General features: G+C 72.7%; 12 protein-coding genes. 6 read left to right on the forward strand and 6 right to left on the reverse strand.

Annotation, left to right across the window (positions count from 1 at the left end):
- Nucleotides 1–124: 124 nt before the first annotated feature.
- A complete protein-coding gene (locus tag OG519_RS33620; protein WP_405592221.1) occupies nucleotides 125–313 on the reverse strand; it encodes a hypothetical protein in 189 nt (62 codons plus the stop codon).
- A gap of 82 nt (nucleotides 314–395) precedes the next feature.
- Nucleotides 396–3023, reverse strand: a complete 2628-nt coding sequence (locus tag OG519_RS33625; protein WP_405592223.1) for a S8 family peptidase — start codon at nucleotides 3021–3023, stop codon at nucleotides 396–398.
- 1824 nt (nucleotides 3024–4847) lie between these two features.
- Here OG519_RS33625 and OG519_RS33630 point away from each other — a divergent pair.
- The 5 genes from OG519_RS33630 (at nucleotide 4848) to OG519_RS33650 (ending at nucleotide 15895) form a co-directional block, all read left to right on the forward strand.
- A complete protein-coding gene (locus OG519_RS33630; RefSeq protein ID WP_405577247.1) occupies nucleotides 4848–5348 on the forward strand; it encodes an ATP-binding protein in 501 nt (166 codons plus the stop codon).
- Between the two features lie 979 nt (nucleotides 5349–6327).
- Nucleotides 6328–6537 carry a DUF5988 family protein gene (locus tag OG519_RS33635; protein ID WP_405592225.1) on the forward strand — a complete coding sequence of 70 codons (210 nt, stop codon included), beginning with the start codon at nucleotides 6328–6330 and terminating at the stop codon, nucleotides 6535–6537.
- 135 nt (nucleotides 6538–6672) lie between these two features.
- Complete coding sequence (locus tag OG519_RS33640) at nucleotides 6673–7980, forward strand: beta-ketoacyl synthase N-terminal-like domain-containing protein (protein WP_405592227.1); 1308 nt, start codon at nucleotides 6673–6675, stop codon at nucleotides 7978–7980.
- Between the two features lie 288 nt (nucleotides 7981–8268).
- Entirely contained in the window at nucleotides 8269–15384 is a 7116-nt protein-coding gene (locus OG519_RS33645) for an SDR family NAD(P)-dependent oxidoreductase (RefSeq protein ID WP_405593181.1), read from the forward strand.
- 157 nt (nucleotides 15385–15541) lie between these two features.
- On the forward strand, nucleotides 15542–15895 hold the full coding sequence (locus OG519_RS33650) for a VOC family protein (protein ID WP_405592229.1): 354 nt from the start codon (nucleotides 15542–15544) through the stop codon (nucleotides 15893–15895).
- Between the two features lie 470 nt (nucleotides 15896–16365).
- On the opposite strand, the gene OG519_RS33655 is transcribed toward OG519_RS33650, so the two are convergent.
- The 4 genes from OG519_RS33655 to OG519_RS33670 all read right to left on the reverse strand — a co-directional run bounded on the left by OG519_RS33655 (nucleotide 16366) and on the right by OG519_RS33670 (nucleotide 19599).
- A complete protein-coding gene (locus tag OG519_RS33655; RefSeq protein ID WP_405592231.1) occupies nucleotides 16366–17217 on the reverse strand; it encodes an IPT/TIG domain-containing protein in 852 nt (283 codons plus the stop codon).
- Nucleotides 17218–18342: 1125 nt separating this feature from the next.
- The gene (locus OG519_RS33660; protein WP_405592233.1) at nucleotides 18343–19185 is read right to left on the reverse strand and encodes an IPT/TIG domain-containing protein; all 843 of its coding nucleotides are present in this window, start codon (nucleotides 19183–19185) and stop codon (nucleotides 18343–18345) included.
- Nucleotides 19104–19349 (reverse strand): hypothetical protein, encoded by a 246-nt coding sequence (locus OG519_RS33665; RefSeq protein ID WP_405592235.1) that lies wholly within the window; start codon nucleotides 19347–19349, stop codon nucleotides 19104–19106. Before OG519_RS33665 ends, OG519_RS33660 begins: the two co-directional genes overlap by 82 nt.
- Nucleotides 19333–19599 (reverse strand): DUF6400 family protein, encoded by a 267-nt coding sequence (locus OG519_RS33670; RefSeq protein WP_405593183.1) that lies wholly within the window; start codon nucleotides 19597–19599, stop codon nucleotides 19333–19335. Before OG519_RS33670 ends, OG519_RS33665 begins: the two co-directional genes overlap by 17 nt.
- A gap of 477 nt (nucleotides 19600–20076) precedes the next feature.
- Here OG519_RS33670 and OG519_RS33675 point away from each other — a divergent pair, with 477 nt between their 5' ends.
- Nucleotides 20077–20907 carry a hypothetical protein gene (locus tag OG519_RS33675; RefSeq protein ID WP_405592237.1) on the forward strand — a complete coding sequence of 277 codons (831 nt, stop codon included), beginning with the start codon at nucleotides 20077–20079 and terminating at the stop codon, nucleotides 20905–20907.
- Nucleotides 20908–20967: the final 60 nt, after the last annotated feature.

Genomic DNA, 20967 nt, shown 5'->3' on the forward strand with positions numbered 1-20967 from the left:
CCGGAGGCGTGTGGACTCATCTTCACCCGGCGGACGCGTGATGTGGCGCATCCCGCCGGACGGGGGCGTGCTGGTCGTCAGCGGGAGCGGGGGCCGAGAGCCCGGACCCGGGGCGGACCCGGCATCAGTCCGTCGCGGGCCGTGCGGCCCCGGCCGCCCCGAGGCAGGCCCACGCCGTCGTCCCCGATGACCGGGTGACGGCCACTCTGGCGTAGCCGTCCACCCCGTACGCGTCGGCCGCTGCCAGTTCCTCACGCGTCAGCCGGAAGACGGTCCCGGGCACCTGGTCCGCCGGATCGGACGAGGCGACCACCAGCGGGTGACGGCCGGTGGCCGGGAGGCGAAGGCTTCCCGGCCACCGGCTATGACGTGCCGTGCGCTGCCGTCTGCTGCCGTCAGTTGACGGCGGGGGCCGGCGGCTGGTCGTACCCGACCACGCCGTGGACAAGCTGGGTGAACTCCTTGCCGCTGGTGGTCAGATTGAGCTCGACGTCGATCTCCCACCGTCCCGCGGCCGGACTCGGCGCGACCAGGTTCGCCGCGGCGGTCGTGTTGCCCGCCGCGTCGGTGACCGCATTCGCCGGAACCTGCTGCACGACCGCGCCGGCCGGGTCGAGCAGCCAGAAGGTGATCGGGTTGTCCGGGCTCGCGTCCGGCGTGGTGAAGCTGACGTCCAGGTCCTGTTTGCCGGCCGGCACGTCCAGGTTGAACGTGCTGATCTGGCCGACCTGCCGTCCGACGCTGCTGGTGATCGTCGTGTCGAACGCGCCGCCGGCCGACGGGATCAGCGTCCGGCGGGCGACCGGCACGGAGGTCCGGCCACCGTTGTCCGCGACGAACTCGATCGACTCCGGGTGGTCACCGGGCGCCGTCGGCAAGGACACCCGGAGCGGGACGGTGGCACTGGAGTGGGCCTTGATCCGCACCGGACGCGCCGCCCGGCTGGTCACGTAGTGCTGACCCGTGACCCGGAAGGAGATGTCGCCGGTGAACGTGCCCGGCACGTTCGGCGGCTCCTGCAAGTGGGCGCGGCCGTTGGCCCACAGGATCTGGGCGGTCCACCTGCCCGGCACCGGTGCGGTGACCTCGACGTGCTGGATATCGGACACCGTGCCCAGCCGGCCGGCCCGGGTCGGGGCCGTGCCGTAGTCGTACGAGATCTGGGTCAGCGCGCCCTTCGGGTCGATCAGCGTGTACGACAGGACCGTGGAGTTCGTCGGGTCCGCGATGAGCATGTCGGCGTTGAGCCGGTCCAGGCCCTTCGGCACCTCGAACGTGATCGGCGCCGCGGCCCGGGCGCCCTGGGCCGGCACCGGCAGACCCGGGTCGGGAGCGCTCACCGGCTCGGTCACGGTCCGGCCGATCTGCCGCGCCTGCCCCAGCGAGCGGTAGGCGGCGCGCACCTCGGTGTCCTTGCGGCCGGTGTTGAAGAGCGTCACCGACTGCGTGCTGGGACCGGCCTTGGCCGTGATGTCGAGCTGCGTCGGCGAGGTGACGACGAGGCCGGCGTCGGACGGCTTGCCCTGGTGGGAGAGCGTGCCGCCGGGCTCCTGCTGGGCGGCCTTGACGGCCGCGTCGACGTTGAGCAGGCCGGCGCCCTGCTGGTCGGCGGGCGCGCCGATGTCGGTCGCGGTGCTGGTCAGGATTTCCTTGACCAGCGCGGGAGTCGGCTTGGCGCCGTGGTGGGTGTCGGCGTACGCCTGGATGACGTCGGCGGCGGCGCCGGCCACCAGCGGGCACGACTGGCTCGTGCCGCCGAAGGCCTCGGTCTGCGTGTTGGCCGGGCAGTCACTGCCGGTCGGACTGCACGCGGCCTCACCGCCGTAGCCCGGGGCGACCAGGTCGACCAAGCGGTTGTTCGGCGTCGTGCCGCCCGAGGACAGCGGGGTGATGTTGTTGTTGGTCCACCGGGAGAAGCCGGTGGCCTGCGCCTGGAGGCGCAGCGTGTTCGTACCGCCGACGGCGATGGCCAGCGGGTCGGTGGCCGGCGAGGACACCGTGCCGGAGTCGCCGCTGTCACCGGAGGACACGACGACGGTCACGCCCGCCGCGATGGCGGCGTCGTTCGCTGCGTAGAAGACCGCGTACCGGCCGGGCCGCGGGGTGTAGCCGTAGGACTCGGAGATGATGTCCGCGTGCTCGGTCACCACCGCGTGGTCGATTCCGGCGACGACCTCGGACTCGGACTCCCGCACGGCGCCGGTCGCGTCGCTCGGCGGGGTGTCGATCACCGAGGTGTCGACCAGCGAGGCGTCCGGGGCGACACCCTTGATGGTGAACGTGCAGCCCTTGGGCAGGCCGGAGAACGGCAACTCCCGCGAGTAGTCGTACACCACCGTGCCCTGGCCGGCGATCGACGAGGCGTCACCGTAGTACTCGCCGTCGCTCTCGTCCGCCGTCGGGTCGGGGGCGTTCAGGACGACGGGCGTGCCGTCCTCGCGGATGAAGTTCGGGTTGCCCGCGAGGTCGTTGATGCCGTCGTTGGCGACGATCACCCCCTTGCCGGTGGCGATGTCGTTCGCCTCGGCCTTGTCCTTCGGGTCGTCCGAGGAGGCATGCACCACCGACAGCGCCTCGGGCTCGGTGAAGGGCTTCTTCGGATTGGCCGGGCACAGCGCCGGATTGAGCTTCGCCGGCTTCGTGTGCGCCACGCTCGCCGCGGGATCGACGGTGATCGTCGCGTCGGGGAGGATCTCCTTGACGGCCCGGTCGCCGCGGAGCTGCTCGACCGCAGCGGCCGACAGGTGGGCGGCGACGGCGTTGACACTGACCAACTGGCGCACCGCGGTGCCGCCGTTGGCCTTGATGTCCGACACGATCGACCGCTGGTCGTCGCGGGTGGCCGAGGTGCGGGCCGCGCCCTGCGCCTTCAGCTTGAGGTCGCTGTGCTGATCGGCCAGCACCACGATGACCGAACCGCCGGCGTCCGCCCCGTACAGGGCGGGAGCCTGGGGCGAAGGAGTGAGGGAGGCGGCGGAGGCACCGCCGCCCATGACGGCGAGCGACAGGCCCGCGCTGAACACCGTTGCCAGAGTGGCGAGTAGGGCACGGGAATTACGTATGTCGGTAATGACGACTCCCACAGAAGGTCCGTATGGAGAGGCAAAGCCGTACGACAGTGCTCGGGGAGCACTGGATGTAGTGTGCACGCCAAGTCAAGGCGGTGGGAACAGCAAACAGCCGTCCTTAAACGGACCTTTGAAAAGCGGGTAGGGATTTCGGCGATCTTGTGCCGTTTTCAGAGGTCGATGCACTGTGCAATCAGCGGATCGGCTTGCCTCGGGTCGCTGTTGACGGGGGCTCAGGGGAGGAGGGTGCTCCGCCCGCCGACGCGTGGCGGACCGACCGCCGCAGGACCGGCCGCCGCAACGCTGGCAGCTTCCGAGCACGCTCCGGCCGGGACGCGCCTCCCCCGACCACACGTCGGCCGTGCTCGCCGTCATAGGTTTCTCCCCTCGGGAGAGGCAGTCGGCGCGTTGGCCGATCCGCTGGCCGGCACAACGCGTCCGCCACGCTCAACGGCGGCAGCGACCCACCCGTCGGATACCGGGAGAGCGGAGAATCCTTGAGAATTTTCCCTGCGTCGATCCGTAACCGATCAAGGACCACGGCGAGTTGACGCCGGGACGAATCTTCCCCGGCGTCGCCCACGACGGAATGGCGGCAATGCCGTTCCGCGCGCTGCCGTTGTTCCGGGGCTCTTCGACGGTGGAAGTACCGGAATATCCGCAGCGCCCCGCGCGGGGGGCCGTGGTCGCCGCTCGGTGGGGCCGCGGGGGAACGGAACGCCCGGCCGCGGATTGGTCGCGGCGGATCTCGCCGGACGGCAACGGGCATGCGCGCCGGAGAGAGAAGCGGTGGTGATTTTTCCAGCTCAGGACGTGATCCGGACTCCCGCCCCGGACACGACGACGAAAACCGACCGAGGCCCGCCGGCCGTCGGTCGCGGCGGCGACACGGAGCCGGCGTCTTGTCCGGACCGGGTAGGCCGCACCGACCGATCGTTCCCGGGTCGGGTCCGGGGCACGGGCCGCGTAAAGAGAATCATTTTTCCGTACCGAGCCGATTTTTGCCCGGCGGCGCATTGCCCACGCGGCCGCGCGGCCGCGGCGGATCCCCGCCGGGATTTCCCCCGGCCGAAGGATCTTCCGCCGAGGCGAAAAACGTGGGCAGCGCAATGGGCGCGCGGGGGGAGTGGAAAAGTGGTGATCGGGGTGAAGGGTGGTGGGGCAGGGTGGTGGGCCGGATTTTATGGGGCGCGGGGTGGTCCAAAAGGGTGACGCGTCTTCGGGCGGGTTGCGGGTACGCGGGCCGCGGTGGATAACTGTGCGTATCCAAACCGGTGGGCTGCCCACCCTCTCCGGGGGAGTGGCGGGTTCATTCGACGTGGTGTCCCGGGTATCGACACCTGGGACGTGTCGGGCGGGTTCGCCACAATGGGCACCCCTGCGGGAGGGGTTTGGATCCGTCAGTCGGCGTCGCCGTTTGGCGCCGACTGACGTGACTTTCCCTGTGCCCTCATGGGAGGCACCGTGCGACGTTCTTTTCGCGTGCGATCCGGCACCGCCGCGGGTGATGTGATCCCCGCGTGCGGAGCGGCCCAGAGGCGGGCCGGTATCCGATTTTCTCCTGGGCTGCCGCGACGATCCCGTGGTCCCGCGCTGTCCGGGCCCGCACCCTCGCGGCCCGCCCGGACGAGGCCCGCTCCGTTGCGGCCTGTCCCGTCCGGACCCGTCCGAAGGGTGTGGTGTGACAGATGGACACATGCACAGGGGAGTCGGGTGTGCCGCGCGGTGCGAGCCGGGTGGACCAGGTGTCTTCGGTGATGGTGGAGGAGGGGTTGAGGGATGTTGATGACGGGGCGTCCTGGGGCGCAGATCACGTTGTCGGCGCGTGAGGTCGAGCAGTGGCCGCATGTTCCGGCGGCGTATGGGCTGGCGGATATGTGGGTGCGGGGGAGGCCGGCTTTCTTTCATCTGCCGGCGGTTGAGCGGTCGGTCGCGGTGGGGCGTCATCTGACGCGGTTGTGGCTGGATCTGGAGGGGATCGGGGATGAGGGGGCGCGGTTCTCGGCGCTGTTGGTGGTCTCGGAGCTGATGACCAATGTGGTGGTGCATACCAACAGTGCGGGGATGACGGGTCGGTTGCGGCGGACGAGTGATCAGATGCTGGTGCACATCCTGGACGAGGGTGGGGTGTTGCCGTTCCGGCATCCGCACCGCGGTGGTGATCCGGATGATTACGGTCGGGGTCTGGCGCTGGTGGCCCGCTCGGTGAAGGGTCTGGGCACGGAGCTGGAGGTGGACGGCGGCCGCACGGTCTGGGCCCGCATAGCCCTGACGGGGTGACTTGGCGCCGGCCGGCCCCGGCCCGGTGGTTGATCGGCCGGGTTCACCGAGCCGGCGCGCTTCGAGGAGTGCGGCGCCGTAGCAGCGGTTCGCCGTGCGGTATGCGGCCACGCCGCCCGCCTGAGCTCATCGCCGCGCTGCCGCGGAGCACCATATGTACCCGGGTGCTCCGGCCGTGACAACGGTGGTGGGGTTTCACCACTCGTCCGGCCCAGGACGCGTCGGCTCGTGCGCCGTCCGGTGCCGATCCGGTCTCGCCGCGCGCGGGGGTTTCGACTCGGATTGCAGGTCAGGACGCTGGTCGATCCAGGTGCGAGCGACGGCGAAGATGGGGTGTTGGGCCATTGGGGTGGTTGTGCGGTGGAGTATTGCGGGCGTGGGGATTTGTGTGGGATAACCATCGCATCGAGCCGGTGGGTGGCCCGTCCCGCTGGTAGACGTGTTGTCGGTGTGCAGTGGCGGCTGGCCGTAAGAGGTGCGGGGTCGTGTTGTCGGCCTCCGGCCTGTTGGGTGTTTCCCGCGGCGGGGCCGGTGGGTGAGGACGGCCCGTCCCGCCCGTTGGCTTCGCCCGGTGAATCGCTTCCTTCTGTTCCGTCTCGGTACGGCCGGCCCGGTCCTGGTTCTCTCCCGGTGTTGCCCGGGAGGATCCGTCAGTCCCGTCTCTTCGCCACCGCGCGGTGAGTTCGGGCCCTCCGGTCTCGTCTCCGGCCTGCCGGTGGTGGTCCGGTCCGTCGACTCGTGCGCACCGTTGCCCGGATTGAACCGCCGGTCCCGCTTCTCGTGGGTCGGGGTGGTTCCAGGTTTCGGGTTCCGGGTCGGTCCGATGTGCGGGTTCGTGGGTTGGGGTGTGGTGGGTGTGTGGCTGTGCGGCGTGTTTGCCTGCGTTGTCCTGTGGTTGTGCGGGGTGGCGCGGGAGTGCGGTGGCTGGTCGTTGGGGGGCCGGGGGTGTGTGGTCGTCGATGGTGGGTCGGGAGAGGTGATGGAAGGTCGGGTGTGTGTGTTGTTTGTTGGGGGTCCGGAGGGGACTCCTTCGACCTGGGAGGTGAGGTCGTTGGAGGAAGAGAGCCGGGTGAGCATTCTGTTCGGGAATCGGTACGAGCATTTCGAGTACGCGCATTGCCGTGCCGAGTTCGGCGGGCGGATGCTGCCGGTGTACCGGTGGTCGTATCGCACCTACGTCGCCGAATAGCGCTCGCCCGCCCCCTTGGCTGGTTCGGTCGGTCGCTATGTGGTGCGGCCCGGTAGTTGGTGTGGATGAGGTGTCCGGGATGTCTTTGATGTCAGTGGGATCCGTGCTTTCGGTGGCGTGTGGGGGTGTGCGGTGATGACCGGTATGAGTGGTCGGGACACGGTGGTGACGGGGATCGGGTGTTGTCTGCCGGGATTGGGCAGGCCGGTGTTCTCGGCGGACGACTTGTGGGGGGTGGCGTCGCGGGGGGTGTCGAGCTTGTCGCGGTCGAATTCGTTCTACGGTTCGGTGAGTCTGCCGGACGGCGTCTTCGGTGAGCGTGTTCCAGATGTGGCGCCCTTCTTTTCGCGTCATTACACGGACGCGCACCGGTTCGGTCTGGTCTCGCTGATGGAGGCGTGTGACGACGCCGATCTGGACGTCCGCGCCGGGGAGTTGGGCGACGCGGCGGTGCTGGTCGGGCGCGGGGGAATCGACGCCAACGTGGCGAGTTATCTGGCGGTGCTGCGAGCCGATCCCGAAGTGGTGTCGGCCTCGGAGGCGTTGGAGCTGTTCGTCGCGGCGGAGCAGGCGGTGACGCCATCGGACGTGGCGTTGGTGCAGGGCGCGTTGTTGCGGTCGCGGGGGCCGAACTTCACGGTGTCGTGCGGGTGCGCGTCATCCGCGGTGCAGATCGGGAACGCGCGGCGGATGATCGCGGCAGCCGAGGTGGACGTGGCGTTGGTGACGGGGGTGGATGTGTTCAGCACGGTGCTGATCGGGAACATCCAGCGACTGCTGCGGGGCGCGCAGGGGACGTATGAGGCGTTGCGGTCGGATGACATGCCGGCGCTGCTGCCGTCGTTCGACGCGCTGATGCGGCCGTACGACCGGCGTGCGGACTGCATCAATCACGGCGAGGGGTCGGTGACGGTGGCTCTGGAGAGCCGCGAGCATGCCGCGCGGCGGGGTGCTCATGTCTACGGCAGGGTGCTGGGGCAGGCGACGACGCGCGACGGGCTGGCGAATCCGCTGGCCAGCGACGAGACGGGTGCGGAGCTGGTGTCCGCGGTACGGCGGGTCCTGGGGGATCTGGATATCGCCGACGTGCGGTACGTGCACGGAGGCAGTGACGGGAACGTGGTGGTGACGGCTTTCGAGTCGAACGCCATCGGCGAGCTGTACGGGGCTGGGGCACGGGACCTGCTGATGACGTCGCAGGAGGGGTGTTTCGGCCATAACGGGGCGCCGGCCGGGGCATTGGGAGTGGCGCTGACCCTGCTCATGATGGAGCGGGGAGAGGTGTGCCCGACGGCGAACTGTGAGCAGCCGGCCGGGAATCTCACCTTCGATCCGGTGCCGGGTGTGCATACGCGGCTGTTGGACTTCGACTACGCGCTGAGTTTCAACTATCAGGTGGGCGGGGTGAAGAGCGCGATTTTGCTGGGCAGCCCGGGCGAGTGACCGGCGGACTGCCGAGGCCGCGCGGGTGGGCGGGCCGCCGCCCTCCCGGGTCGGCCGGGTCCCCGGTCCTTTCGGCCCCCTCTCTAACGGACTCCCTTCCCTTTCGGCCCGCTGATTTCGACGACCCGTCGACCCGCGCCGGGACCCGCTTTCTCCGGCTGGTCCCCGTGTCTTCGGGTCTCGTCTCACGGAGCCGCCCCGTTTCCGCGGTCGCGGCACCGGGGGTCTGTTCACTTTTCCGGAGTTTTCTGCTTCTTATGGCGTTTGGCAATCGGTGGGGTGAGTGTCGTGGGTGGTTCGGGCGGTTCGGATGGCGTGTCGGGACGTGTCGCGGTGGTAGGTGTGGGGTGCCGGTTGCCGGGGGACGTGGAGTCACCGGGAGCGTTGTGGCGGTTCCTGGTGGACGGGTGTGAGGGCGTCGGGCCGGCGCCGGCGGAGCGCGTGGCGTTGTGGGAGGGCGACCGCCGGGCAACTGGCGCCGGTGCCGCGTCCGGCGCCGGCGGAGCGTTGCGGCCGGGGGGTTATCTGCGGGATGTCACGGGGTTCGACGCCGATTTCTTCGGGGTGTCGGGACGTGAGGCGGACGTACTCGATCCGCAGCACCGGTTGTTGCTCGAGGTGGTGTGGGAGGCGCTGGAGCACGCGGGGATCAGGCCGGGCGGGTTGGCGGGTTCGCAGACCGGTGTGTTCGCGGGGCTGAGCTACAACGACTACATGGACCGGCTGGCGGGCCAGCCGCTGGAGTTGGAGGGATCGATCCTGACCAACGGGCACAGCGTCGCGGCGGGGCGGGTGTCGTATCTGCTGGGACTGCGTGGCCCGTGCATGGCGGTGGATACCGCGTGTTCGTCATCGCTGGTGGCATTCCATCTGGCCTGCCGGGCGCTGCTGGACGGTGAGTGCGATACGGCGCTGGCCGGCGGGGTCGCCCTGATGCTGCGGCCGCGGACGGCTGACTCGTTCGCGCGGATGGGCATGCTGTCGCAGTCGGGGCGCTGCCACACCTTCGACGCGGCGGCGGACGGTTTCGTGCGCGGGGAGGGCTGCGCGGTCGCGGTGCTGAAGCGGCTGGCGGACGCACGGCGGGACGGCGACCGGGTGCTGGCGGTGGTCCGGGGGTCGGGCGTGAACCAGGACGGGCGTTCGGACGGGCTGGCGGCTCCCTCGGCGGCCGCGCAGCAGGCCCTGTTCGAGCGGACGCTGACGCGGGCGGGGGTGGATCCGGGTGAGGTCGCGCTGATCGAGGCGCACGGGACAGGGACGCCGCTGGGCGATCCGGTGGAGTTCGCGAGCCTGTCGCGGGTGTACGGGGCGGGGCGGGTGCGATGCGCGCTCGGCTCGGTGAAGACGAACCTGGGGCATCTGGAGCCGGCCGCCGGGATCACCGGTCTGGTCAAGACGGTGCTGAGTCTGCGGCAGGGGCTCATCCCGCCCAATCTGAACTTCGCCCGCTGGAACCCGGCGATCGACGCCGAGCCGACCCGTTTCTACATTCCGACCGTGCTGACTCCGTGGCCGGCGGCCACGGCGCGGCTGGCCGCAGTGTCCTCGTTCGGGTTCTCGGGCACCAACGCGCATGTCCTACTGGAAGCGGCGTCCCCGGACCCGGACCGCCGCCCGCCGCGGCCGGCCCCCGCCCCACCGGCGACGGCGGCCCTACCCGCGACGGCGGCCCCGGCGGCAGCGACAGGCGCGGACCCGATCGCGCCCGGGACGCCGACCGGTCCGGCCCCCGACCGCGCGGCCGAATCGCCGGCCGGTCCGTACCCGCCAGTGCCGGATGCGCACCGTTCCCCCGTGCCGGTGTCGCCCGCGGGCCCCGCTGGTCCGGCCGGTTCGGGCCCGAGGGATTCCGGCGCCAGGGGTTCGCCGGATGTCGTCGTGGTGGGGGCCGGGTCGGTCGCTGTTCTGCCGCTGGCCGCGGGGCGGTTGGCGCGGTGGCTGGAGGAAGAGGGCGCGGACGTGGCGATACGGGATGTCGCGCACACCCTGGCGGTGCGGCGGGATCCGGGGCGGGGCCGGCTCGGTGTGGTGGGGGCCGGACGAGATGAGGTCGTCGCGGCGCTGAACGCCTTCGCCACCGGCCGGGCGCATCCGGGGGTGGTCGCGGGCGCGGTGAGTGTGACGGCGGTACGCCGGCCCGTGTGGGTGTTCTCCGGGCAGGGTTCGCAATGGGCGGGCATGGGGCGGGAACTGCTGGACGAGGAGCGGGCGTTCACCGCGGCCCTGGAGGAGGCCGACGCGCTGATCCGCGGCGAGGCGGGCTTCTCCGTACTGGACGTGATCCGCTCCGGCGACGAGGTGACCGGGTGCGCGCGGGTGCAGCCGGCCCTGTTCGCGGTGCAGACCGCGCTGGCCGCGCTGTGGCGCTCGTACGGGGTCGAGCCGGCCGCGGTGATCGGGCACTCGATGGGCGAGGCGGCGGCGGCCGTGGCGGCCGGGGCGCTGTCGCTGACCGACGGGGTCCGGGTGATCTGCCGCCGCTCATTGTTGCTGGCCGGGATCGCGGGGGCCGGCGCGATGGCGTCGGTCGAGTTGGACCGGGCCGCGGTGGAGCGGGAGATGGCGGTGACCGGTTCGCGGGGCGTGTCGGTGGCGGTGGTGGCCGCGCCCGGTTCGACGGTGATCTCCGGCGACCCCGCCGAGGTGGCCCGGCTGATCGGGGTCTGGAACGCGCGCGGGATCACCGCGCTGCCCGTCGCGGTCGACGTCGCCTCGCACAGCCCGCAGGTCGACCCGCTGCTCGACGACCTGCGGGCAGCGCTCGCGGATCTGTCGCCGATGACGCCGGTGGTGCCGTTCTACTCCACGGTGAGCGAGAATCCGCTCGCCCCCGGGGAGTTGGACGCCGGGTACTGGTGCGCGAACCTGCGCCGGCCGGTGCGGTTCGCCGCGGCCGTCGCGGCCGCGGCCGCCGACCGGCACGGGCTGTACGTCGAGATCTCCCCGCAGCCGGTGGTCACCCGCGCGGTGGAACGCGGCCTTGCCGGACTGGTCGCCCGTCCGGTCGTGCTGCCCACCCTGCGCCGCGAGGAGCCGCAGGTCGCGACGTTCCGCACCCATCTGGCCGCGCTGTACTGCGCGGGTGTGCCGGTGGACTGGTCACCGCTGTACGGGGCGGGCCGACTGGTGGACGCTCCCACGACCACGTTCGACCGGGCCCGGCACTGGGTGGACCTCATCCCGACCGCCCCCACCGGGGGGCGGCCCGACCCGGCGGAAGAGCAGCCGCCCCCGGCGGGGGTTGCCGAGCCGGGGACCCGGTCCGGCCGGTCAGGGGCGCCGTCCGCCGAGCCGGGGGCCCTGTCGTCGAGCCCGGGTGTGTCGCCCGCGTCGACCGGGGCGCCGTCCACCAGGGCCGCGGTTCTGCCCGCCGTGCCGGGTGCACGGCCCGCCCCAACGGGGGAGCCGGCCGCCGCGCCCGGGGCGCCGGCCGCCGCGACGGGGACCCCGGCGATCATGCCTGGGATCCCCCCGGCCGCGCCGGACGCGCTGCCCGTCCCGGCGGGTGTGTCACCCCGCCTGCCCGGTGTGTTGCCGGGTCGTCATATCGAAGTGCCCGGTGTGCTGCTGCGGCACAGTTTCCACGCGATGGTCGGGGAGGCGAGCCCGCCGTGGGCGGCCGATCACCGGGTCCGCGGCGCAATGGTGGTGCCCGGTGCGGCGCACTACGCACTGGCGCTGACCACCGGCTGCGCGGTGTTCGGATGCGACCCGGCACATCTGGAGATCACCGATGTCCGTTTCGACGAGATGCTGCGCCTGGACGGCGACACCGAGCTGAGCACCACGGTCACGATGACCGCGCCGGACCACGCCGTGTGTGAGATCTCCGCACGCGACAGCGGCGATGGCGGCGGCGATGGCGGTGCGTGGACGGCGTACGCCTCGGCCGTGCTGCGGCTGCCGCAGAGCGGGCCGCCGCGCGCCCGTACCGCCTCGGTCGGTTCCCTGGCGCGCCGGCATCCGGCCGTCCTCGAGCCGGCCGCGGTCTACGCGGGGCTGCGGGCCCGGGGCCTGGAACACGGCCCCGCGTTCACCGGGATCACCGCTTTGCGCACCTCGTCCGGCCGTGACAGTTTCTGGGCGCGGCTGAGCATCCCCGAACCGGAAGCGGAACGGGCGCGGACAACGGAGCGGGCGCGGGCCGGCGAGCAGACGCTGCGGGTCCACCCGGTCCTGGTCGACTGCTGCCTGCAGACCCTCATCGCGGGCACCACCCTGGACGGCGGCACCGGGCTGATCCTGCCGGTACGGATCGGGACGGTACGGGTCCTGGGCGATCCGGCCGACGCGGTGTACTGCCACGCCCGGGTCACCGAGACCACCGCGGACAGCATCACCGGCCACATCCGGGTGCTGGACGAGGCGGGCACGGTCGTGATGACGATGGACGGCGTGCGGTTCGCCTACCGCCGTCCCAGCGACGCCGAACAGGCCGCCACGGTCGACGGCTGGTTCCTGGAGACCGCCTGGCACCGGGCCGACCGCCCCGCGAACCCGCCGGCCGGCGGCGGCAACTGGCTCGTCATCGGCGAAGGCGGCGGCGACGCCGGCACCCTCGCCGACGCGCTGCGCGACGCCGGCGCGCGCGCCGAGGTCTGGGACATCCCGCTCGGTTCGGAACTCGTCGAATCCTTCAGCGACTCCCTGAGTACGTATCTGGCGACCACCCCCCTCCCCCCGCAGTCCGTGGTCATGGTCTGCGGACCCGACACCGACGGCACCGACGGCGAGGCCGAAGACGGCACCGACACCGACGGCAGCGGCACAAGTGCCGTCGGCCCGAGGGGTGTTGGTGCGGGCGCCGGAAGCGCTGACGGCCTGGTGGCGGTGGCCGAGCAGCGGGCCCGGCGGATTCTGGGCATCGCACGGGCGGCGGCGGGGTGCGGCGATCCGCCGCGCCTGTACGCGGTCACGCGGAGTGCGGTGGCGGTCGAGGCGGGGGAGCACGCGGGCCTGGGACAGAGCGCTCTGCGCGGTGTGGTCCGGGTGGTGGCCTGCGAGCAGCCGCGCTTGCGGCCGGTCCTGGTCGACGCCGGGGTGACCCGCGCTGGGCTGCGGGAAGCGGCGGGGGAACTGATGGCCGGGGGTGCGGAGGACGAGGTGGCGTTGCGCGGCGGTGTCCGCCGTGTCGCGCGGCTTCAGCGCGCGCCGCTGGAAGGATCCCGCCCCGCCCCGGTCGCCGTCCCGGGGCAGGTGGTGCGGTACGGGACGGACGGGTTCCGGCTGCGGGCGGGGACGCTGGGGGATCTGGACAGCCTGGAGTTGGCCGCGGTGGCCCGGCGGGCACCGGGGCGGGGCGAGGTCGAGGTACGGGTCCAGGCCGCGGGCGTCAACTTCCGTGACGTGCTGACCGCGTTGGGGATGCTGCCGGGGGAGGGCGACGTCCGCTACCGGATCGGCTTCGAGTGCGCGGGTGTCGTCACGGCGGTGGGGCCGGACACGGAGTTCGCGGTGGGGGACGCGGTGGTGGCCGCTCATCTGGAGGGCGGCGCGTTCGGGTCGTTCGTGACGGTCCCGGTGACCGCGGTCGCCCGGGTCCCCGCGGGGCTCGGCCCGGTGGCCGCGGCGGGACTGCCGGTGGCTTTCCTGACCGCCTGGTACGCGCTGCGGCACGTCGCGCGACTCGGCGCGGGGGAAAGGGTGCTGATCCACTCGGCCAGCGGCGGTACGGGTATGGCGGCGGTCGCCGTCGCGCGGCTGCTGGGCGCCCGGGTGCTGGCCACCGCGGGCACCGAGGAGAAACGGGCCTGGCTGCGCGGGATCGGTATCAGCCCGGTGATGGATTCGCGGTCGCTCGACTTCGCCGCCCAGACGCGGGAGGCGACCGGCGGCGAGGGTGTCGACGTGGTCCTGAACTCGCTGGCCGGCGCGGCGATCCGGGCGGGTCTGGAGACGCTGCGGCCCTTCGGCCGGTTCGTGGAGCTGGGGGTGCGGGACATCCACGCGGACGCACCCCTGGGCCTCGGCCCGTTCCGTCACAACATCACGCTGAGCGCGGTCGATCTGATCGAGTTGCAACGGGCCCGCCCGCAGGTGTTCGCGGCGGTGCTGCGCGAAGTGCTCGACGAATTCGCCGGCGGCCGGCTGAAGCCGCTGCACTGCACGGCCTATCCGCTGGAGCGGGCGGCGGAGGCGTTCCGGCTGATGGCCCGGGCCCGGCACATCGGGAAACTGGTCCTGACCGTCCCGGACGACGGACCGGCGGCCGGGGTCGTACCGGAGCAGGCACCGGTGGTGCGGGCCGGCGGCGCCTACATCGTCACCGGCGGTCTGGGCGGTCTGGGCCTGGCGACGGCCGGGTGGCTGGCCGAGCAGGGCGCGGGCCGTATCGTCCTCAACGGCCGTACGCCGCCCTCACTCGCGGCGGCGCAGGCGATCAGGGAGCTGTCCGCCGCGGGCGGGCGGGTCTCGGTGGTGCTGGGCGACATCGCCAAGCCGGGCACGGCCGCCCAGTTGGTGGCGGCGGCCACCGGGGACGGGGCGGTGCTGCGGGGGGCGGTGCACTGCGCGATGGTCCTGGAGGACGCCGCGATCACCGAGGTCCGCGACTTCCAGTTGCGGCGGGTGTGGGCGCCCAAGGTCCGGGGGGCGTGGAATCTGCACCGCGCCACGGCCGGGCACAGCCTGGACTGGTTCGCGGTGTACTCCTCGATGGCCTCGCTGCTGGGCAATCCGGGACAGGGCGTGTACGCCGCGGCCAACGCGTGGCTGGACGCCTTCGCGGAGTGGCGGACCGGCCAGGGCCTGCCGACCCTGGCCGTCAACTGGGGCCCGTGGGGGCAGACAGGGGTGGCGACCGGGTTCGCCGACCGCGGCTACGAGACGATCCCGACCGGCGGCGGCCTGCTGGCGCTCCAGCGGCTGCTGGCGCACGGGCGGGTCCGTACGGGGGTGCTCCCGGGCGATCCGGGCACGTGGATTCCGGCCGGGAGCCTGCGGTCGCCGTTCTTCAGCGCCGTCGCCCCCGCGCCGGCGCCGGGCACCGAACCCCGGCAGGACCCGGCCGCCGAGCCCGTTGCGGCCGCCGCGGTGGTGGGCGTGGTGGAGCCGGAAGCGGCCGCGGGCGAGGACAGGGGTATCCGCGGTGTCCTCACCGCGCTGGGCCCGGGGTTCGCGCGGCGCACCGCTCTGGAGACCTACCTCGCCGACCACATCCGGGCGGTCCTCCGACTGGGCGGTACCGTCCTCGACCCGCAGACCCCGCTGAAGGCCCTGGGTTTCGACTCGCTGCTCTCCGCCGAACTGCGGGTGCGTCTGGAATCCGATCTGGGGGTACGGCTGGCGAGCAATTTCGTCTGGCAGCACCCGACGGTCGCGGCACTGGCCGACGGCCTCGCCGACCACATGGGCCTCCCCCTCCAGGGCGGCACCGACCAGCCTCCCTCCTCCACCACCTGAGACGGTCCCCGCCCCACCGGGCCGGGAACCGCAAAGAGCCCCCGGGGGGCCGCCAGCGCCATGGCGGCCCCCCGGGGCCTTTCCTCGCGCCTCGGTGGTACGGCCCGGGCCGCCCGTAACCGGCCCCGCCCGATCACCACCCTGGCAGGATGGCGGCATGGAACATGTACTCGGCATTGGCGGCTACTTCCTGCGGGCCGCTGACCCGGCGGCCTTGAATGCCTGGTATCGCGACTGCCTGGGCCTGGACACGGACGAGCACGGGCTGTGGCGTCAGGGAGCCGGGCCGACGGTGTTCGCGACGTTCGCGTCCGATACCGACTACTTCGGGTCCGGCAGCCAGCAGACCATGCTCAACTTCCGGGTCGGCGATCTGGACGCGATGCTCGCGCAATTGCGCGCCAAGGGAGCGGACGTGGCCGAAGAAACGCAGGACATGGCGGGTGTCGGCCGATTCGGCTGGGTCACCGATCCCGAGGGCAACCGCGTCGAGCTGTGGCAGCCCGCCTGACCGCGGCTTCCCGGAGCTACTCGGCCCGGCCGGACGCACGACCAGACCGCGATGCGCCGCCCAGGCCCAGCCGGCCCGACCAGCACCGAGCGAGCACGGACCTCGTCCACACCGCCCGCCGGACCGCCTGCTGAAAACCCCGGCCGAACGCCCGGGCCGGCACACCCCACGATCGATCGCGGGGCACCCCCGCAAGTCAGCCGACCGACGTAGTGCGGCTGGGCGCCCACACGAAAGCACCGGCCCCGGGGCGAGATGGGTAGGCCGGGAGCCGGGACCCGGCCGGAGGCGGGTCGGGCGGGTCGGCTGGGGCGGCGCCGGACTGCTCGCCCGGGTGTCCCGCGCAGCGGAAAGCGCCGGCCCCCCGGAGCGAGGCTCCGGGGGGCCGGCGTGCGAAGGGTTCATCGGCGGGGTCTGGCCCCCGGGGTGCGGCCGGGGGGCCGGTCCGCAGAACACCCGGTTGGGCGGGGTCAGATGTAGAGGTACCCGCCGGGGACGGTGGTGCTGCCCGCCGCGTTGGTGACGACGACCGCGGCGACGCCGGCGACGCCCGCCGGGGTGGTACCGATCAGCACGGTGCCGGTCGGGTCGACGGTCACGCCGGTGACCGGGGCACCGCCGATGGTGACGGTGGCCCCGGTGAGGTTGCTTCCGATGATCACGACGGGCGTTCCGCCGGCGGCGAGTCCCGTGGGAGGCACGAGCGCCGCGACGACGGGCAGGCCGGGGGTGATGGCGGTGTAGGTGAACCCGCCGGGGACGGTGGCGGAGCCGCCGGTGGTGGTGACGGTGACCGTGGCGTTGCCCGGCAGTCCGGGCGGCGTGGTGCCGGTCAGCGACGTGCCGCCGGCGTTGACGGTCACCCCGAGGGCCGGAACCCCGTTGAACAGCACGACCGCGCCGGTCAGGTCGGTGCCGGTGATGGTGAAGGCGGTCCCGCCGATGACCGGCCCGGTGGCCGGGGCGATCGCGGTCGCGGTGGGAGTGGTCGGCGCGCTGGCCACGTAGGTGTAGTTCACCGCGTTGCTCGTGCCGGCCGGGGTGATGACGACCACCGGTACGGTGCCCGCGGCGTGTGCCGGTGCGAGCACCACCGCGCTCAGGCCGATCGGGTCGGAGAAGATGACGGTGCCCGGGGTGCCGCCGAAGGTGACGCTGGTGGCGTGACCCAGGTTCAGCCCCACGAGCAGGACGACGTTGCCGCCCGCGGTGGGTCCGAAGGGGGGCGTCGCCGCGAAGAGCAGCGGCGGCCCCGAGAGCCCCGGCAGACCGGGTAGTCCGGGCAGTCCGGGGATGCTGATCGGGGGGATGGGGATGGACATGACGGGTCCTCCAGGGAGTTCGATGGTGATCACCGGCGGCGGTCCTGGTCGGGCCCTCATCCGGCGCGGCCCGTGCTGCCGGGCGCGGGAGTGCCGCATTTCGCCGCGGCGGGAGATCCCGCCGGCTCGCGGTGCGTGAGGGCCGCTCGGCCCGGGTGCGGCGCGGTCCGTACGGCCCGCGGGGCGCTGCCTGACCGGCTGGTGCCGGAGCACACGCCGGCCGGCCGTTTCCTCCACCCCGGGGCGCTCGCCGCAGTGCAGCGGCCTGACCGTCCACCCCTCTCTGCGGGGGAGGATGGGAACGGGTGGGCCGACTGCCGAGCTTCCCCGGACAAGGAATGGGCGGCCCACCGGTTCGTGTGTCTTCAGGCATCCACGGGAGTGAACGGGCCCACAAGAGAACTGACGCCCGATCACCCGTTTGGTGGAGCAGGGCCCTCCGGGGGTCGGCCTGCGGACGTCCGCCGTCCCAGCATCGACCAGGTGTCCGCAGGTGCCCCGTTACCAGCCGCCGTAACCCGGCACCCGTCAGACGGGCACCCCGCACCCAGGGGGACGGGATCAGCACCACCCAGCGGCCCGACGTGACCGCCCTACGACGCCCGCCGATCCGAGCCGGCGCACGCGCACACCCGTCGCCACACTCAACGGCGGGGCGGCCCTCGTCCACGCGGTGCCGAGCCGGCCCACTGCCGTGGTCCAAAGCCGCGCGCGCACGTGCCGCGGGCCGGGCGTGCACAGCCGACCCTCGCCGGGTGTCACCAACGTACGGGCGCACAGGTATGTCCCAGCGTGTCTGCCATCGCGCCCCTGTATGTGCGCTGGCCTGGGGACACCTGTCTCCTCCGGGGGTGTGACCCCGAGTTGCTGGTCGACACCTGGTCGGTTGGCGGCGGTGGCGACGCGTGGGCGCGGTCGTGGACCGGTCGGAGAGTACGGGGCCGGGGCGAGAGCGCGGGCGCGTACGAGCGCGGCGGGCTCGTCGATCTCCAGCCCCCTGGCCGCTTCGGTGCCGACCAGCGCGGTGCGGCCGAAGAAGCGGTGCTGCGCGGCGGGGAAGCCGCGCGCCCGCATGGCGCACCAGGGCACCGCGTGGGAGAACACCCGCGACGTGCCGACCGGGCGTCAACCCGGATCACCTCGGCCGCACCCACCCGGTCCCGGCCGGTGCCTCCCGCGCCTCAGCCCCGCGGCCCGACCGGCCGCGGGGCGACGTAGCGCCCCGGACGGACTCGCTCCGCGCGGGCCCGCGCGCTCACAGCAGATAGGTGTACGCCAGGAGAGCGGTGGCGCTCGCGACGGGGTTGGTGACGGTGACGTTGACCAGGCCCAGGGCGCCGGGGGTGTGACCACGGCGAGTTGGGTGCTGGTCAGGGCGGCGAGGAAGGGCGCGGTGTTGGCGCCGAAGATGACGCGGGTCACGGTGTCGAGGTTGGTGCCGGTGATGGCGACGACCTTGCCTCCGGCAGTCGTGCCGGTGACGGGCAGAACACTGGTGATGGTCGGCGCGGCGGTGTAGGTGATGGTGAGGTTGTCGGTGACCCCGCCGGGGGTGGTGACGATGATGAGGGCGGGCCCCGTGGCGGCGCCCGCCGGGGTGGTGACGGCGATCGTGGAGGCGGTGTTGGTGGTGATGATCCCGGGGGTGCCGACGGAGGTCACGGAGGTGGCGCCCTGCAAGACGGTGCCGGTGACGGTCACCGGCGTGCCGCCGGCCAGCGGTCCCGAGGTGGGGGCCGCCGTGGCGGCCACCGGCGGGGTGAGGTAGTAGAAGTTGGCGGGTTCCGCGCTGCCGCCGGGGGTGGTGACCGTGACACCGGCGGTCGGGCTGAGCGGCGGCCCCGCGGGCGGGACCGCGCCCGGGTGGCGTCCTTGGGCCGGCCGGCTCAGACGCGGGGCGCCGTGCCGCCGGGGCGGGCGGCGCCGGGGCGGGTGTTCAGCGACCAGAGGTGGGTGCAGCGCGGACACTGGAGGTGGATGACCGGCCCGGCGTTCGAGAGCAGGTAGCGCCAGTGCTCCTCGCAGTTTCGGGTGTCGGCGCAGGCCGCGCAGTGGCGGGCGTCGTCGCACACGGGGCAGGGCACCCAGGCGCGGCGGGCGGGGTCCGCCTGGGGGTCAATGGGTAGCGGCACGGCCCGGTTCCTCTCCGGGCAGGACACCGGCGGCCACCAGCATGTCGTAGGTACGCCGCTGGTCGGCGTCCAGGCCCGAGTAGAGCAGGGCGTACGCCTCGTCCTCGCCCCGCAGGGCGGCCGCCGGGTCCCAGTCGGGCCCGAGCGCGGCCACGACCTCGGCCCGGCGCCGGGCTTCCTCGAAGGTCAGGTCGATCGTGAAGTCGGCGGAGTCGGCGGGGGTGGGGCCGGTGGTGTTGTCCTGGTTCATGGCGAGACTTCCGGTGTGCCGGTGGAATCCCACCATCTGTACCAGGCACCGCCTCGCCAGGGAAGGGTGACCTAACCTCGCCCTAACCGGCCACCCCCGCGGTGCCACCATCGGCGCGGCCCGGATCGGCCCTGGGGGCGGGTCCGTTGCCGTCCCCCCATCCCGGCCGGGGCCCCCGACCCCTCCCCTGCACTGTGACGCGGTTCACCCCCGTCCCCGCGGAACGCCCCGGCGGGCCCCATGCCCCCTGGGCCAGCCAGCCAGCCAGCCAGCCAGCCAGCCGGGCGTCGGCGAGCGCGTAGCGGCCGGACGGACTCCGTCACGCCAAAGTTTCCCGCTGGGCGACAGCGATCTTGAGCTGTACCTGGCGCGGAGCGGCGGACTCGCCCGGTCCGGAAACGGCGCTGAACCAACCGGAGCCCCAGTGCGTGGCTGTGAGGTGAAGGACATGACGGCCCATCACCACCAAGGACTACGATGCGGATTCGCTTCTCGCTGATCGCCACCACCGCCTGCGCCGCTCTGGTAGCGGCCCTCGCGTCCGGTTGCTCGGCGGCCAAGGGCCCAACCCCCGACGGCACGTGGACACCGGCCGGCAGGACGACGGTGAGCTCGCTGACCGGCGCGGAGGGGATCGCCAGCACGGCGGACGGCGCGCTGGTGCACCGCGGGCCCGGCAGCATACCGCTGGCCGTCCGCGGCCAGGGTTTCCAGCACGTCGGCGATCTCGACATCGCGCGGGGCAGCACCTTCGACGCGTACGAGCGGAAAGGTTCCGGCAAGATGTTCCTGGTCACCACCGCCGGCGGCAAACGCCTGGAGTTCCGCCACGCCCTTGACCGGGGAGAGCTGTTCAACAACTCCTTCGTGACCGTCTCCCCCGACGGCCAGTGGATCGTCGCCGGCGAGTTCGGCGCCCAGAAGCGGCTTCAGGTGTTCCCCGCACCGCTGCTGAACACGTCGACCTCACCGGGCGCGAATCTCCCGCAGGCCGGGCAGGTCACCTTGGACCACGTCGTCGACAACATCCAGGGATGCGACTTCTTCTCCGCCCAGCGCCTGCTGTGCACCGCCGACCAGGGCGATCTGCTGCGACTCGACCTGCCGCACACCCTGGACGGCAGGAAGATCGACGCGGCCGTCACCGATCTGTTCACACTGCCGAAAGTCAGCAAGTGCTCGGGGGCCTACGAGGCCGAAGGAATCGACTACGACACCAAGACCGACACCCTGCGGGCGGGAATGCTCTCGCCCGGCCTCTGCAAGGGCTCGACCGTGGTCTTCTCCTTCACCTGGAAGGCCACGTGAGCCGAATCCGTCCCTCGGCGCAAGGTTTTCCCACCGACCGGCGTCGGCACGGCCCCGCCG

Source organism: Streptomyces sp. NBC_01190 (assembly GCF_045039895.1).
Lineage (GTDB): Bacteria > Actinomycetota > Actinomycetes > Streptomycetales > Streptomycetaceae > Actinacidiphila.

Coding starts and splice junctions, on each gene's coding strand:
- OG519_RS33630 (WP_405577247.1), top strand. CDS start 4,848: ATGTTGATGACGGGGCGTCCTGGGGCGCAGATCACGTTGTCGGCGCGT.
- OG519_RS33635 (WP_405592225.1), top strand. CDS start 6,328: ATGGAAGGTCGGGTGTGTGTGTTGTTTGTTGGGGGTCCGGAGGGGACT.
- OG519_RS33640 (WP_405592227.1), top strand. CDS start 6,673: ATGACCGGTATGAGTGGTCGGGACACGGTGGTGACGGGGATCGGGTGT.
- OG519_RS33650 (WP_405592229.1), top strand. CDS start 15,542: ATGGAACATGTACTCGGCATTGGCGGCTACTTCCTGCGGGCCGCTGAC.
- OG519_RS33655 (WP_405592231.1), bottom strand. CDS start 17,217: ATGTCCATCCCCATCCCCCCGATCAGCATCCCCGGACTGCCCGGACTA.
- OG519_RS33670 (WP_405593183.1), bottom strand. CDS start 19,599: ATGAACCAGGACAACACCACCGGCCCCACCCCCGCCGACTCCGCCGAC.
- OG519_RS33675 (WP_405592237.1), top strand. CDS start 20,077: ATGCGGATTCGCTTCTCGCTGATCGCCACCACCGCCTGCGCCGCTCTG.